Annotated in this window: 10 protein-coding genes; 1 reads left to right on the forward strand and 9 read right to left on the reverse strand. The window is 71.9% G+C overall.

Annotation, left to right across the window (positions count from 1 at the left end; translation table 11 throughout):
- The 5 genes from ACWD68_RS19470 to proB form a co-directional block, all read right to left on the reverse strand.
- On the reverse strand, positions 1-1,068 hold the full coding sequence (locus ACWD68_RS19470; protein ID WP_451807650.1) for an SCO2583 family membrane protein: 1,068 nt from the start codon (positions 1,066-1,068) through the stop codon (positions 1-3).
- 124 nt (positions 1,069-1,192) lie between these two features.
- Positions 1,193-1,810 carry an SCO2584 family spore wall biosynthesis protein gene (locus tag ACWD68_RS19475; protein ID WP_451807651.1) on the reverse strand — a complete coding sequence of 206 codons (618 nt, stop codon included), beginning with the start codon at positions 1,808-1,810 and terminating at the stop codon, positions 1,193-1,195.
- A gap of 533 nt (positions 1,811-2,343) precedes the next feature.
- Positions 2,344-3,630, reverse strand: a complete 1,287-nt coding sequence (locus ACWD68_RS19480) for a glutamate-5-semialdehyde dehydrogenase (protein WP_451807652.1) — start codon at positions 3,628-3,630, stop codon at positions 2,344-2,346.
- A 61-nt stretch (positions 3,631-3,691) separates the two neighbouring features.
- Positions 3,692-4,159 carry a hypothetical protein gene (locus ACWD68_RS19485; protein ID WP_451807653.1) on the reverse strand — a complete coding sequence of 156 codons (468 nt, stop codon included), beginning with the start codon at positions 4,157-4,159 and terminating at the stop codon, positions 3,692-3,694.
- Between the two features lie 269 nt (positions 4,160-4,428).
- Positions 4,429-5,568 (reverse strand): glutamate 5-kinase, encoded by a 1,140-nt coding sequence (gene proB / locus ACWD68_RS19490; protein ID WP_451807654.1) that lies wholly within the window; start codon positions 5,566-5,568, stop codon positions 4,429-4,431.
- A 338-nt stretch (positions 5,569-5,906) separates the two neighbouring features.
- Here proB and ACWD68_RS19495 point away from each other — a divergent pair, with 338 nt between their 5' ends.
- Positions 5,907-8,021 (forward strand): hypothetical protein, encoded by a 2,115-nt coding sequence (locus ACWD68_RS19495; protein ID WP_451807655.1) that lies wholly within the window; start codon positions 5,907-5,909, stop codon positions 8,019-8,021.
- Between the two features lie 245 nt (positions 8,022-8,266).
- Here ACWD68_RS19495 and obgE read toward each other — a convergent pair whose 3' ends face one another.
- From obgE to ACWD68_RS19515, 4 genes are all read right to left on the reverse strand, one after another.
- Positions 8,267-9,703, reverse strand: a complete 1,437-nt coding sequence (gene obgE, locus ACWD68_RS19500; protein WP_451807656.1) for a GTPase ObgE — start codon at positions 9,701-9,703, stop codon at positions 8,267-8,269.
- 189 nt (positions 9,704-9,892) lie between these two features.
- Positions 9,893-10,147 (reverse strand): 50S ribosomal protein L27, encoded by a 255-nt coding sequence (gene rpmA, locus ACWD68_RS19505; protein WP_030362615.1) that lies wholly within the window; start codon positions 10,145-10,147, stop codon positions 9,893-9,895.
- Positions 10,148-10,163: 16 nt separating this feature from the next.
- The gene (gene rplU / locus ACWD68_RS19510) at positions 10,164-10,484 is read right to left on the reverse strand and encodes a 50S ribosomal protein L21 (protein ID WP_164320786.1); all 321 of its coding nucleotides are present in this window, start codon (positions 10,482-10,484) and stop codon (positions 10,164-10,166) included.
- A 266-nt stretch (positions 10,485-10,750) separates the two neighbouring features.
- The gene (locus ACWD68_RS19515) at positions 10,751-14,752 is read right to left on the reverse strand and encodes an Rne/Rng family ribonuclease (protein ID WP_451807657.1); all 4,002 of its coding nucleotides are present in this window, start codon (positions 14,750-14,752) and stop codon (positions 10,751-10,753) included.
- Between the last annotated feature and the right edge of the window lie 142 nt (positions 14,753-14,894).

Consider the following 14,894-nt stretch of genomic DNA (forward strand, 5'->3'; position numbering starts at 1 on the left):
CTACACCTTCGGCTGCGCGCTCTTGGCCAGCGAACCGCAGAGGGCCGTCGCGCTGCCGGTGGCGTACGGGTCGGTGCCCGCCGGGCCGCCCGCCTTGGCCGTCTGGCCCGCGAGCAGCGGCCGGAACCGGCTCACCGAGTCCTCGGAGCAGGCGAGCGGGCCGGCCTGGACGTACGACACCGCCAGCTCGGCCTGGTGCATACGCAGGTCGTCGCGGTCGAAGCGGAAGTGCAGCTCGCGCCGGACCGTGAACAGTGACGCCTTGGTTTCGGCGTTCGCGCCGGCCGGCTTCAGCGCGTAGACGAAGGTGTGGTCGGCGATGACCTCCAGGGTGTTCGCGTCGAACTCGGCGGCCTGGAGGGTGCCCTGCACCCGGATCTTCTTGTCGGCGAGCTGCGCCCGGGTCGCGTCGAAGCGGACCAGCCAGCCGGTCGGCGCGTGCCGTCCGTCGGCGATGGGGTGCTCGAAGCTCTGGTCGAACTGGTCGAGCTGCTGCGGGTCGAGCAGGACCCGTACGGGCCGGGTGGCGCCTCCGGTCAGGACGCTCGGGTCGAGGGACGACTCGACGAGGTAGTCCTTGGCGGTGGTCAGAGCGGTCACGACCTGGCTGTCGGAGAAGTGCGCGGTGCGCCGCGAGGCGGGCATCGTGACGCCGTCGGCACCTATGCGGAACTGGGCGGCCGGGCTGTCGGCGTACAGCTCGTCGGTGCTCTTGGCTCCGGGCACGGCGGTCTGCGGTGCCAGCGGGATCACCGTCATCCGCAGCGGTTCGGCCGGCTGGGTGGCGGGGGTCTGGTAGGGGTGGCGTACGCCCATGTAGATCGCGGTGCCGAAGGCGACGGCGATCAGCAGGACGAGGATCAGCGCCTGCCGGGACAGCCCGCGCTGGAGGGGTGGGCGGCGGCGTACGGCCGGGCTGTGGTCGGCCATGCGTTCCTGGGCGGAGAACTCCTGAAGACGGGCAGCACGGACGAACGACTCGTCGAAGACGACGGATCGGTACTCGTCCTCTCCACCAGTGGGAGCGCCCTCGGGTGTCCCCTCAGGTGGGTCTCCAGGCCCGCCCATACATTCAGAGTAGGTCGCCGGGAGCCCCGGTAAACGCTGTGGTACGCGACAAGTTCTGACAGGTTCTCACCAGGATGGTCACGCTGTTCGAGGGATCGTCCACGCCTCGACGGGCGGACCGCCCTCAGGGCGTCCGGGGCACCGCGGACACGGCCGGCTGGGAGTAGTCGGCCGAGGCCGAGGGGCCGGTGCCGGTGACCTTCTCCCGGCCCTGTTCGAGGCCGGAGGAGGCGGGCGAGGGGACCTGCTCCTGACGGCCGCCCGAGGAGGTGCCCCGGTAGACCGCGGTGAAGGCGAGGGCGACCATGCCGACGCCCATGACGAGGGCGAGGATCCAGGCGACGGGGCGGTGCCAGCGGGTCTGCTTGCCGTAGGGCCGGCCGTACATTCCCGGGACGCCGTAGCGACCTTCCAGGACCTCGGTGTCGTCCGGATCGTCCAGGTCGGGGTCGTGGCCGAAATCGCCGTGGTCGTCGGGGCCGAAGCCGTCCTCGTAGCGCTCGTCGTCACCACGGGCCCCGCGGGTGCGTGCCCGGCGCGCCTCGGCCTCGGAGGCCTCCGCGCGAGCCTGGGCCGCGGCGAGCAGTCGCTCCACGGCGGTCGGTTCGTGAATCACCGCCGCCCGTACGAAGTCCTCGTCGAAGACCACGGAGGCGAACTCTTCGTCCGCACCCCCGCGGTCGCGGTCGTCGTCGGGCTCCCAGCCGTCAGGGAACGGCGTGCCCCCCACGTCCTCCGGCACGGATCCAGAGTAGACCTGGGGGGTCATTTTGGGCAGACGGTACGGAAATTCATCCACCTGACGAGACGCGCCTCGCGCGGATCGCGGGCCGTGAACCGCGGACCGCACGCCCCGGCGCCCGGCACGATGCCACCCGTGCGCCCCGCGCACGCCCCTCGTACGCCCGCCGCGCGTCCGGCGTCCGGCATCCGGCGGAAAGCGGCCCCTTCCGCGAAGCCGCCTCTTTCACCCGCCCTGCCCCGCGTGGCCCCAGGCGGCCCCGCGTCGGCCCGTCTGGGCCCCCGTCCGGCTCGACGGGGCCGGGGAACGTAACCGGCGCACCCTCCGCGCACGGCTCAAGGGCGCCCGTACGGCCCCACAGGCTCGTCTCCGGCCTTTCGGGGGCTCCTGGCCTCCGGGAGTCACAGCTCGCCCTACGCGCGGCTCCGCGCGTACGTGACAGGCCGCAGACCCGCCCCGCGGTCCCTCGGCCCGTCACCCTAGGACCGCAGCCCGCAGCCCAGTGGACGCAGCCCGTGGCCCCTACCGCTGTCTCAGCGCCGGATGTGGCCGTCGCCCGTGACGATGTACTTCGTGCTCGTCAGCTCCGGCAGCCCCATCGGGCCCCGGGCGTGCAGCTTCTGGGTGGAGATGCCGATCTCGGCGCCGAAGCCGAACTGGCCGCCGTCGGTGAAGCGGGTCGAGGCGTTCACCGCGACCGTCGTGGAGTCGACCAGTTGGGTGAAGCGGCGGGCGGCCTGCTGCGAGGTGGTCACGATGGCCTCGGTGTGGCCGGAACTCCACAGCCGGATGTGCGCCACGGCCTTGTCCAGCGAGTCCACGACGGCCGCCGCGATGTCGTAGGAGAGGTACTCGGTGTCCCAGTCCTCCGCCGTGGCCTCCACGACGGTGGCCTTGGAGTCCTTGGCGTAGGCGAGGACGCGCTCGTCGGCGTGCACGGTGACCCCGGCGTCCGCGAGGGCGTCCAGGGCGCGCGGCAGGAAGTCGGCGGCGATGTCCTGGTGGACCAGGAGGGTCTCGGCGGAGTTGCAGACGCTGGGCCGCTGGGCCTTGGAGTTGATCAGGATGTCGATCGCCATGTCGAGGTCGGCGTTCGCGTCGACGTACACATGGCAGTTGCCGGTGCCGGTCTCGATGACCGGGACGGTGGACTCCTGGACGACCGTGCGGATCAGGGACGCGCCGCCGCGCGGGATGAGGACGTCGACCAGACCACGGGCGCGCATCAGCTCGCGCACCGACTCCCGGCCCTCGCCCGGTACGAGCTGGACGGCGTCGGCGGGCAGTCCGGCACCGCCCACGGCGTCGCGCAGGACCCGGACGAGGGCCGTGTTCGACTCGTAGGCGGAGGACGAGCCGCGCAGCAGGACCGCGTTGCCGGACTTCAGGCACAGGGCGGCCGCGTCGACGGTCACATTCGGGCGGGCCTCGTAGATGATGCCGACGACACCGAGCGGGACGCGGACCTGGCGCAGGTCGATGCCGTTCGGGAGGGTCGAGCCCCGGACGACCTCGCCGACCGGGTCCGGCAGCGCCACGACGTCGCGGACGTCGGCGGCGATCGCGCGCACGCGCTCGGGGGTGAGCGTGAGCCGGTCGATGACGGTCTCGCTGGTCCCGGCCTCACGGGCCTTCGCGATGTCCTTGGCGTTGGCGGCGACGATCTCGCTCGTACGGACTTCCAGCGCGTCCGCGATCGCGAGCAGCGCGTCGTCCTTCTCGGCCCGCGGCAGGGGCGCCAGGTCGGCGGCGGCTGACTTCGCGCGGTAGGCGGCCTGGGCGACCGGGGACATGGAGTCGTACGGCGAGAGCGTGGTCATGAGGGAAGGGTAGTGCGCCCGGTGGACCCGTCCAGCGGTTGTCCCAAACGACGAGACGGGCTCAAAACGGGTGAACTCCCACGGGGGTCGCGGGCAGCGGTCCGTACCCCTCCGCGATCCGCTGGTGGTACGTCTCGCGGTCGATGACCTCCAGGCCGACGATCTCCCAGGGCGGGAGTTTGGCGGTCTGGCGGTGCTCGCCCCACAGGCGCAGCGCGACGGCCGCCGCGTCGTGCAGGTCGCGGGCCTCCTCCCAGTAGCGGATCTCCGCGTGGTCGTTGGCGTACCGGCTGGTCAGCAGAAAAGGGTGGTCGTGGGCGAGCTGTTCGAGAGCGCGCCTGACCTCGGTCAGCGGGGCCTCGCCGCCCGACACGCTCAGCGTGACGTGCCACAGCCGGGGCTGGTCGGCCGGCCGCTCGCCCTCGTAGGTGTCGCCGGCCGCGACACTCGTCAGAGCGCGTTCCTCGCCCACCGCGCGGGAGGCGGGACCACCGCGGGACGCCGCCGCCCCAGGGCGTACTCGTCTCACGACGGCCTCCTTTACCCAATGGTCGTACCGGATCCCGGACTCTCCCTGCCACAAAGTTGAGCAGGTGAGAAGCCGCCGTGTGGCGGTTTTACGGAACGTCCCCCGGTGGGGGCGGGGGAATCAGCCGTTTACGGGTGTAGTGGACAGCTGTTTCAGGGATGCCACTGGGGCTCCGGAGGCGGCGTCCGGCGGATGAGGTCCCCGTGGCGTCCGGAGAGCGGGACGCGCGTCTCACGGACGCGGCCGGGGAGCGCGCCGGAGCGCGAACTTCACGGGTTCAGCAGGACGAGGTCGTCGCGGTGCACGACCTCGCGCTCGTACGCGGGGCCCAGTTCACGCGCCAGCTCCCGGGTGGAGCGGCCGATCAGCTGGGGGATCTCCTTGGCGTCGAAGTTGACCAGTCCTCGTGCGACGGCACGGCCCGTGCTGTCGCGCAGCTCGACCGGGTCGCCCGCGGTGAACTCGCCCTCGACGGCCGCGATGCCCGCGGGCAGCAGTGACGTGCGCCGCTGGACGACCGCGCGCACGGCTCCGTCGTCCAGGGTCAGCGCGCCCTGCGGGGTGGAGGCGTGCTGGAGCCACAGCAGCCGGTCGGCGGACCGCTTGCCGGTGGCGTGGAAGTAGGTGCCCGTGTCCCGGGCCGCGAGGGCGTCGGCGGCGTGGATCGCGCTGGTCAGCACCACCGGGATGCCGGCCGCGGCGGCGATCCTGGCCGCCTCGACCTTGGTGACCATGCCACCGGTGCCGACGCCTGCCTTGCCCGTGCTGCCGATCTCGATACCGGCGAGGTCCGAGGGCGCCCGTACCTGCGCGATCCGCGAGGTGCCGGGCTTGCTGGGGTCGCCGTCGTAGACCCCGTCCACGTCGGAGAGCAGGACGAGCAGATCGGCGCGTACGAGATGGGCGACGAGGGCGGCGAGACGGTCGTTGTCGCCGAAGCGGATCTCGTCCGTGGCCACCGTGTCGTTCTCGTTGACGACCGGCAGGGCGCCCATCGCGAGGAGCTTGTCGAGGGTACGTGAGGCGTTGCGGTGGTGGGCGCGCCGGCTGGTGTCGTCGGAGGTGAGGAGCACCTGTCCCACGCGGATGCCGTAGCGGGCGAAGGAGGCGGTGTAGCGGGCCATCAGGAGGCCCTGGCCGACACTCGCGGCGGCCTGCTGGCGGGCGAGGTCCTTGGGGCGACGGCGCAGCCCGAGCGGCGCGAGCCCGGCGGCGATGGCACCGGACGAGACGAGGACGATCTCCCTCTCGCCTCCGCTGCGGGCCTTGGCGAGGACGTCCACGAGGGCGTCGACCCGGTCCGCGTCGAGGCCGCCCGAGGCGGTGGTGAGCGACGAGGAGCCCACCTTGACGACGATCCTGTGGGCCTCGGAAACGCCCGCTCGCTCCGCTTTCCCTGCCGCTGACACGCGATTCCCCAATGTTCCGACGAGCCCGGTGTGTGCAATCTACGCGAGCGGTGGCTTCGGGTGACTCCCCGTTTCGACGGGCGGACGACCCGGGTACGACCGCGGTTCCCGTAGGACTGCGACCGGGGTTCGTGTGTGGTCGAGCCCACTCCCGAAAGCGCCCGCTCAAGGCCCGCGGACAGAGTCTGCGGGCAATATGTGCGCTATGCAGTGATTGTCCCCACGGAAGATTGTTAGCCGGGTCTTCAGGTCATACGGTGAGTCTTCGGCCTCCGTTGGTGACAACCCGGCCGCACCTGATTCCCATCCGCTGCATCCCCCTCGCAGGAGCCCAGCCCGTGCCTTCCGCAGGCCTCGCCCCCCGCCGCATCGTGCAGCTCTCCGCGCTGTTCGCGATGCTCGCCTTCTTCACGGCCCAGATCGCCTCCGCGCTGCTGCCGAACGTCCAGGTGTTCGTCGCCGCCAGCGCGGCGGGACTCCTTCTGGACCTGTATCTGCAGTATCGCGACCCCGGTCTGATCTCGGTTCTCGGAAAGGTGCGCTTCGACGTCACGGTCCGCCAGCTGCTGCGCGACATGCTGGTCCTGGTGGGGCTGTTGCGGATCGACGGCATCAACCCGACGCACGAGCAGGCACCCCTGCTGGTCGGGATATGCCTCTTCTACGCACTGCACTTCTCCTGCCACGCCGTCTCGGTCCTGGTGCGCCGCACCCGCACACTGCCGATCGTCACCCGGAACATCGACGCGTCCACGCTGCGTCTGACCGCCGCGCCGCCGCGCATCCTGGCCCGTCGCCAGGGCCACCGGCTGCTGACCTTCTCCCTCCCCGCGACGGCCGGTCTGCTGGTCACCGCCGCCACCACGAACGCTCTCTGGGGCGCCGTGGGCGAGGGCATCGCCATCGCGCTGGCCCTCGGCGGCACCGTCTACCTCGGCACCTGGCTGCTTTCCAAGAAGCGCGCCAGGACCGAGGCGAAGGTCATGGAGTGGGTCGACGAGTGGCTGGCGGACTACCAGCCGACGGTGGCCATGTACTTCTCGGGCGGCAGCTCGTCCGCGTACCAGGCGAACATGTGGCTCTCCACGCTCTCGCAGATCGACGCCAAGCCGCTGATCGTGCTGCGTGAGCGCTTCATGGTGCAGAAGATCGACGCGACCGACGTCCCGATCATCTGCTTCCCGAAGGTCTCCACGATGTTCTCGCTGGAGAACTCGACGCTGAAGATGATGCTCCACCCGGCCAACGCCGCGAAGACCTCGCAGGTGCTGCGCATCCCCACGATCAAGCACGCCTTCATCAACCACGGCGAGAGCGACAAGCTCTCCTCCTGCAACCCGTACGCGAAGGCGTACGACGAGGTGTGGGTCGCCGGTCCCGCCGCCCGTGAGCGGTACGCGCTCGCCGAGGTCGGCGTCGAGGACAAGAACATCGTCGAGGTCGGCCGGCCGCAGCTGACGCCGATACGCCTCTACTCGGGCCCGCCGACGGGCACGCACACGACCGTCCTGTACGCCCCCACCTGGGAGGGCTGGGACGGCAACCCGGGCAACACGTCCGTGGTCCTGGCCGGCGAGAACATAGTGCGCCACCTGCTCGCCGACGAAGGTGTGCGCCTGCTGTACAAGCCGCACCCGATGACCGGCTCCGTCGACCCGCGCGCGGGCCGGGCCAACGAGCGCATCATGGCGATGATCCGCGAGGCCAACACCCGGCGCTCCGGCGCCCGTCCCGGCTCGGAGGCCGCGGCCGAACTGGCCCGCCGCACGGCCGAGCTGGACACGCTGACCTCGACCGCCTTCCGTGCCAGCGCGGACGAGATGGAGCGGATGCTGCTGCAGGGCGCGCCGCGGGGTGACCGCGAGGCGGAGATCGCCCGGGCGACGACGGCATGGGAGTCCGCGTTCTGGGCGTCCTTCCCGGAGTGGGAGCACCAGATCATCACGGACGCGCGTCCGGCGATCTTCGCCTGCTTCAACCGGGCCGACCTGCTGATCAGCGACGTCTCGTCGGTCGTGTCGGACTGGCTGTCCAGCGAGAAGCCCTATGCGGTCGCGAACACCTCGGGCCTGCCGGAGGCGGCCTTCCGCGCCGGGTTCCCCACGGTGTCCGCGGGCGCGATCCTCACGCCCGCCGCGGACGGCGTCCCGGCCCTCCTGGACGCGGTCCGCCACCCGGAGCGCGACAAGTTCACGGCGGCCCGCGCCGAGCTCAAGGAACATCTGCTGGGCCCCTCCGACCCGCCGTCCCTGGCCCGCTTCGACGCGGCGATCACGGTCCTGTGCACGAAGGCGGACGAGCGGCGGGTGCGGATGAACTCCCGCCTCGCCGCGGAGATCCCCTCGCAGCGCGGGGCGGCCGAGGAGACGGCCCACGAGTCCGATCAGGGACTGGGCCCGGAGCCGGACTCGGACTCGGAGGACAGCGGGGCCGAGGACTCGGTCAACGCGTAGCACCCTGGCCGCCTCGCCGGCGGCCGGACAGAACCCCAGGGGCCGGATCCACGCGATCCGGCCCCTGGGGTTCTTCCACGCGGCCGTCGACACCGTCCGCGGAGACCGGCCCGTCGCTTGCGGCCCCGCGCCGGACGGCCGCACAGGCAGGTGCGGGCCGACCTCCGGAGAGATCGGACGGCCGCAGAGCAGTGCGGGCCCGGCCTCCGGAGAGGTCGGGCCCGCACTATTGGGGTTCCTGCTGGCTAGAACGGCTCGAAGTCGTCGAACTCCTGCTGCGACTCGTCCCGCTCGGCCTGCTGGTCACGGCGGCGCTGGGCGGAGGGGCGCGGAGCCTCGAAGCGGTGGTCCTCGCCACGGCGGCCCAGCATCTCCGCACCGGCCATGACGGTGGGCTCCCAGTCGAAGACGACCGCGTTCTCCTCGGGGCCGATGGCGACGCCGTCGCCGGAGCGGGCGCCCGCCTTCATCAGCTTCTCCTCGACACCGAGGCGGGCGAGCCGGTCGGCGAGGTAGCCGACGGCCTCGTCGTTGCTGAAGTCGGTCTGGCGCACCCAGCGCTCGGGCTTCTCGCCGCGCACGCGGAAGAGGCCGTCCTCCTCCTGCGCCACGGTGAAGCCGGCGTCGTCGACCGCCTTCGGACGGATGACGATGCGGGTCGCCTCCTCCTTGGGCTTCGCGGCCCGCGACTGCGCGACCATCTCGGCGAGCGCGAAGGACAGTTCCTTCAGGCCCATGTGGGCGACCGCGGACACCTCGAAGACGCGGTAGCCGCGCCCCTCCAGGTCCGGGCGGACCATCTCAGCGAGGTCCTTGCCGTCCGGCACGTCGATCTTGTTGAGGACGACCATGCGCGGACGGTTGTCCAGACCGCCGTACTGCTTCAGCTCCTCCTCGATGATGTCGAGGTCGGAGACCGGGTCGCGCTCGGACTCGAGGGTGGCCGTGTCCAGGACGTGGACGAGCACGCTGCACCGCTCCACATGGCGCAGGAACTCCAGGCCGAGGCCCTTGCCCTGGCTCGCGCCGGGGATGAGGCCGGGCACGTCGGCGATGGTGTAGACGGTCTCGCCCGCGGTCACCACGCCCAGGTTCGGGACGAGGGTCGTGAACGGGTAGTCCGCGATCTTCGGCTTGGCGGCGGACAGGACCGAGATGAGCGAGGACTTGCCGGCGCTCGGGTAGCCGACGAGGGCCACGTCGGCGACGGTCTTCAGCTCCAGGACGATGTCCTGGAGGCCCCCGGGCACGCCGAGCAGCGCGAAGCCGGGCGCCTTGCGGCGGGCCGAGGACAGCGCCGCGTTGCCGAGGCCGCCGCGGCCGCCCTCGGCGGCGACGTACGAGGTGCCGTGTCCGACGAGGTCCGCGAGGACGTTGCCCGCGTTGTCGAGCACGACCGTGCCGTCCGGCACGGGCAGGATCAGGTCCTGGCCGTCCTTGCCGGAGCGGTTGCCGCCCTCGCCGGGCTTGCCGCTGGTGGCCTTGCGATGGGGTGAGTGGTGATAGTCGAGCAGCGTGGTGACGGACTGGTCGACGACCAGCATCACGTCACCGCCACGGCCACCGTTGCCGCCGTCCGGGCCGCCTAGCGGCTTGAACTTCTCCCGGTGTACGGAGGCACAGCCGTGACCTCCGCTACCCGCGGCGACATGCAGCTCGACGCGGTCCACGAAGGTGGTCATGTGGGGTGCCTCCAGCACTTCGGTTACTTCTGTACGTACGGAATGTCTCTTACGTAACACGCGAAAGGCGGACCCTCTTCCCGTGGGGGAAGTGAGGTCCGCCTCGCGAAGAACTCTGTTCTACGGAGCCTGGGCCCCGAGGCAGTCGATCAGGTCCACAGGGACCGGATCAGCCTCGATGGGACTGGATCAGGCGACCGGAACGATGTTCACGACCTTGCGGCCACGGTGCGTGCCGAACTCGACCGCACCGGCGTCCAGCGCGAACAGCGTGTCGTCCTTGCCACGGCCGACACCGGTGCCGGGGTGGAAGTGGGTGCCACGCTGGCGGACCAGGATCTCACCGGCGTTGACGGTCTGACCGCCGAAGCGCTTCACACCGAGCCGCTGAGCATTGGAGTCGCGACCGTTCCGAGTGGACGATGCGCCCTTCTTGTGTGCCATGTCTCAGTCCCTACCCTTACTTCGCAGCCGCGGGGATCTCAGTGACCTTGATCGCCGTGTACTGCTGGCGGTGGCCCTGACGACGGCGGTAGCCGGTCTTGTTCTTGTAGCGAAGGATGTCGATCTTCACACCCTTGTGGTGGTCCACGATCTCGGCCTGGACCTTGATGCCCGCGAGGACCCAGGGGTCACTCGTCACGGCTTCGCCGTCGACAACGAGCAGGGTCGAGAGCTCGACCGTGTCGCCAACCTTGGCGGTGGGAATCTTGTCAACCTCAACGATGTCGCCGACAGCAACCTTGTGCTGGCGACCACCGCTGCGCACGATGGCGTACACGCGGATCTCTCTTTCGCTCGGAACGGACCCCGCAGTCCAGCCGCCGACTTGCGCGAGCGGCCTCTCCCGGAGCACGGAGCACGAAGCTCGCAGCACCAGGAGGAAGAGGTTTACGGGGGTGCGGCGCGTCAGGGGACACGCCGACGGTCAAGGTTACGGGGCCACGGCCGAAAGGGTCAAACCAGGCCGGGCCCCGCGGGTGTGCCACCGGTCACGCGACGTCCCGGGCCCGGCGGTTGCGCGGGCCCGGGACGTCGCGTGGAGGCTCAGTCCTCGTCGGTGGACGCCGTGACGGTGGAGAGCGAATGCTCCGCCGCCACGGTCTTCTTCGCCGTGGCCTTGGCGGCCGTCTTCTTCGCGGTCGCCTTCTTGGCCGTGGTCTTCTTGGCGACCGTCTTCTTGGCCGCCACGGCCTTCTTGGTGGCGGCCTTCTTCGCCGTCACCTTCTTGGCCGTCTTGCGCGCGGCCGTCTTCTTGGCGGCCGGAGCCTCGGCGTCGGCCTCGGCGTCGGCCTCGGCGGCCTCCGGCTCGGCGGGCTCGGCGACCGGCTCCGCGGCGGCCGACGGGACGACCGTGACGGCCGCGTCCGCGGACGCGGTGGGCGCGGTGGCCTTGCGCACGGCGCGACGGCGCGGACGGGCCGGCGCGGCACTCTCGGCCACCGGCTCGGGCGTCGGCTCGGCCTCGGGGGCGGGCTGCGCGGCGGCCTCGGCGACGGGCGCCGGAGCCGGCTCCGTGACCGTCACCACGGCCTCCTCCGCCGCCTTGGGCGAACCGGCGGGCGCCGACACCTTCCGGGTCGCACGACGACGCGTACGGCCCCGGGGAGCGGTCTCGTCGTCGGCCACGACGGCCGGGGCGGCCTCGGCCGGAACCTCGACCACCGGAGCCTCGACCACCGGCTGCTCGGCGACAGGAGCCTCGACGACCGGGTCCTCGACCGCGGCCGGCTCGGCCTCGGCAGCCTCACGGGACCAGGCGGCGGCCCGCTCGGCCCGCTCCTCGCGCCTGCTCCGGGGAGCGCGCTCCTCGGTCTTCGGCGCACCCGCCGGAGCGGACGCGCGCCGGGTGGCGCGGCGCCGCGAACGGCCACGGGTGGCCGCCGCCTCCGCCTCGGCGGCGCTGCCGTACAGCTCCTCGTCCGGCTGGAAGTCGGTCTCGGTGAGCGCGACGGGCGCGGCGACCTCGGCAGCCACCTCGGCCTCGCTCTCGACCGTCTCCGGCTCCTCGGCCGTCTCGTGCGTGTCGTGGTCGTGGTCGTGCTCGTGGACCTGCTCGGCACCGCCACGGCCGCGCTTCTTGCGCTTGCCGCCGCCACCGATGGACGTCGGCTGCTCCATGTGCACGATGACGCCGCGGCCGTTGCAGTGGACGCAGGTCTCGGAGAAGGACTCAAGGAGGCCCTGGCCGACCCGCTTGCGGGTCATCTGCACGAGGCCCAGCGAGGTCACCTCGGCGACCTGGTGCTTCGTACGGTCACGTCCCAGGCATTCGAGCAGGCGCCGCAGCACCAGGTCCCGGTTGGACTCCAGGACCATGTCGATGAAGTCGATGACGACGATGCCGCCCAGGTCGCGCAGCCGCAGCTGGCGCACGATCTCCTCGGCCGCCTCCAGGTTGTTCCTGGTGACGGTCTCCTCGAGGTTGCCGCCCTGGCCGGTGAACTTTCCGGTGTTGACGTCGACCACGATCATGGCCTCGGTCTTGTCGATCACCAGCGAACCGCCGCTGGGCAGCCAGACCTTGCGGTCCAGCGCCTTCATCAGCTGCTCGTCGATCCGGTACGTCGCGAAGACGTCGACCTCGGAGGTCCACTTCGACAGCCGGTCGGTCAGGTCGGGCGCCACGTGGGAGACGTAGCCGTGGATGGTCTCCCACGCCTCGTCACCGCTGACGATGACCTTGGAGAAGTCCTCGTTGAAGATGTCGCGGACGACACGGACGGTCATGTCCGGCTCGCCGTAGAGCAGGGTCGGGGCGTTGCCGCTCTTCGCCTTCTTCTCGATGTCCTCCCACTGCGCCTGCAGACGCTCGACGTCGCGACGCAGCTCGTCCTCGCTCGCGCCCTCGGCGGCGGTGCGCACGATGACGCCCGCGTCCTCGGGGACGATCTTCTTGAGGATGGTCTTCAGACGTGCGCGCTCGGTGTCGGGCAGCTTGCGGCTGATGCCGGTCATCGAGCCCTCGGGGACGTACACGAGGTAGCGGCCCGGAAGGGAGACCTGGCTGGTCAGACGCGCGCCCTTGTGACCGATCGGGTCCTTGGTGACCTGCACGAGGACCGACTGGCCGGACTTGAGGGCGGACTCGATACGGCGCGGCCCGTGGGCCATGCCGAGCGCCTCGAAGTTGACTTCACCGGCGTAGAGGACCGCGTTGCGGCCCTTGCCGATGTCGATGAACGCGGCCTCCATCGACGGCAGCACGTTCTGGACCTTGCCCAGGTAGACGTTGCCGACGTACGAGGTCGCCTGCTCCTTGTTGACGTAGTGCTCGACGAGCACGTTGTCCTCGAGGACGCCGATCTGGGTGCGCTCGCCGCTCTGGCGGACGACCATCACACGCTCGACGGCCTCGCGGCGGGCCAGGAACTCGGCCTCCGTGATGATCGGAACACGGCGGCGGCCCTGCTCACGGCCCTCACGACGGCGCTGCTTCTTCGCCTCAAGACGGGTCGAGCCCTTGATGGACTGAACCTCGTCCGACGGGTGCTCTTCCTTCTTGCTGCGCGGCTCGCGGACCTTGACGACGGTGCGCTCGGGGTCGTTGTCGCCGGGCTCGGTGTCGCCACCGGAGTCACCGGCGCGACGGCGGCGACGGCGGCGGCGGCGGGAGCTGGTGGAACCGCCCGACTCCTCGCGCTCGTCGGCCTCCTCGGCGTCCTCCTCGGCCTGCTCGGCGGTGTCCTCGGCGTCCTGCGCGGCCTGCTCGGTGGCGTACTCGTCCTCGCCGGCCTCGCCGTCCGAATCGGCGGACTCGCCACGGCGACGACGACGGCCACCGCGACGGCGACGGCGACGGGAGCCCGCGGACTCCTCCTCACCCTCGTCATCCTCGACGGCGTCCTCGGCCTCTTCGGCGTCCTCGGCGGACTCCTCGGGCTCCTGCGGCTCCTCGGCGGCCACGGTCACCGGCTCGTCCTCGACACCCCGGCGACGGCGGCGGCGACGGCCACCGGTCGGCTCCTCGACCACCTCGACCGGCTCGGGGGCCTCGGGGGCCTCGGCGACCTCGGCGGCTTCCTCGGCGGCCTCGGCCGCGGCAGCGGCGGCGGCCCGCTCGGGCGTCTGGAACATCGGCTCGGTGAACACCGGCGCCTGGAACACGGCGACAGCCGGACGTCCGGGGCGCCGCGAGGACTCCTCGGTCTCCTTCGGCGCGGGCGCCGAGAAACCGACGGCGGCCTTGCGGGTGGCACGACGACGGCCGCGGCGCGGGGCGCCCTCCTCGGCCTCCGGCTGCACGGCCTCCGGCCGCGCGACCTCCTCGGGCTGGTTCTCGCTGGTCACGGGCGCCTCCACACGCTCGTCGGCGGTGTCCCCCTCGGGCGCACCGGCGGGCGCGGAGGCGCGCCGGGTGGCACGACGACGGGTGGTGCGGCGGGGGGCTGCCTCTTCGGCGACGGGCTCGGCGACGGGCTCGGCGACGGGCGCCTCGGCCTCGGCCTCCGCGGTGGCGGGGGCGGTCGCCGGCTCGGCGGCGGCCGTCACGGCCTCGCTCACCTCGGGTGTGCCGGGTGTGCCGGTGGGCGCGGTGACACGGCGGGTGGCGCGACGGCGGGTACGGCCGGCGGGTGCGGTCTCCTCGACGGCGGCCGGGGCTTCCTCGGCGGGCCGGCCCTCGGGCTCGGCGACCGCGGCGGCGGGCACCACTGTTTCGGCGATCTCCGCGGTCTCGGCAGCCGTGGGCGTACCGGTGGGGGCGGAGACCCGACGGGTGGCACGGCGACGCGTACGGCGCGGTGCGGCGTCGTCGGTGTCGGCGGCGACCTCGGCCGCGGCCGTCTCGACAGCCTCTTCGGCCTCGTCCGGCTCTTCGGCCTCGGCGTTCACCGGGGCCGGGGTCTGCGCGGAGGCGTCCTCCGCCATGACGTCGGCGGATGCGACGGCCGGTATGGCCGGCGCGGTGGTCTCGGCCGCGGCCTCGGAGGCTGCGGTCGGCGGACCGGCGGGGCGCGACGCCGCACGGCGGCGGCGCCGCGGCGGCAGGGTGTCGCTGGGAGTGTTGTTGGTCTCGGAACCCTCAGTGGGTTCGGTCGGCTCGAGCATGCGGGTGGATCTCCCGTCAGGCTCCCGGGCGCCGCGCCTGGTCCGGCAGTACCGGTGACGTCCGCGGCTCGCGCGATGCGCGGTGCCGCCGTCCGGGGCGCGGGCGCCGCACGGGAGCTCTCTGTGTCCTGTCTCGCCGGTT

It is taken from the genome of Streptomyces sp. NPDC005141 (assembly GCF_053599975.1).

Excerpts from the sequence above, each read along its gene's own strand:
- ACWD68_RS19515 (WP_451807657.1), bottom strand. The coding sequence starts at position 14,752 with ATGCTCGAGCCGACCGAACCCACTGAGGGTTCCGAGACCAACAACACT.
- rpmA (WP_030362615.1), bottom strand. The coding sequence starts at position 10,147 with ATGGCACACAAGAAGGGCGCATCGTCCACTCGGAACGGTCGCGACTCC.
- ACWD68_RS19480 (WP_451807652.1), bottom strand. The coding sequence starts at position 3,630 with ATGACCACGCTCTCGCCGTACGACTCCATGTCCCCGGTCGCCCAGGCC.
- ACWD68_RS19470 (WP_451807650.1), bottom strand. The coding sequence starts at position 1,068 with ATGGGCGGGCCTGGAGACCCACCTGAGGGGACACCCGAGGGCGCTCCC.
- obgE (WP_451807656.1), bottom strand. The coding sequence starts at position 9,703 with ATGACCACCTTCGTGGACCGCGTCGAGCTGCATGTCGCCGCGGGTAGC.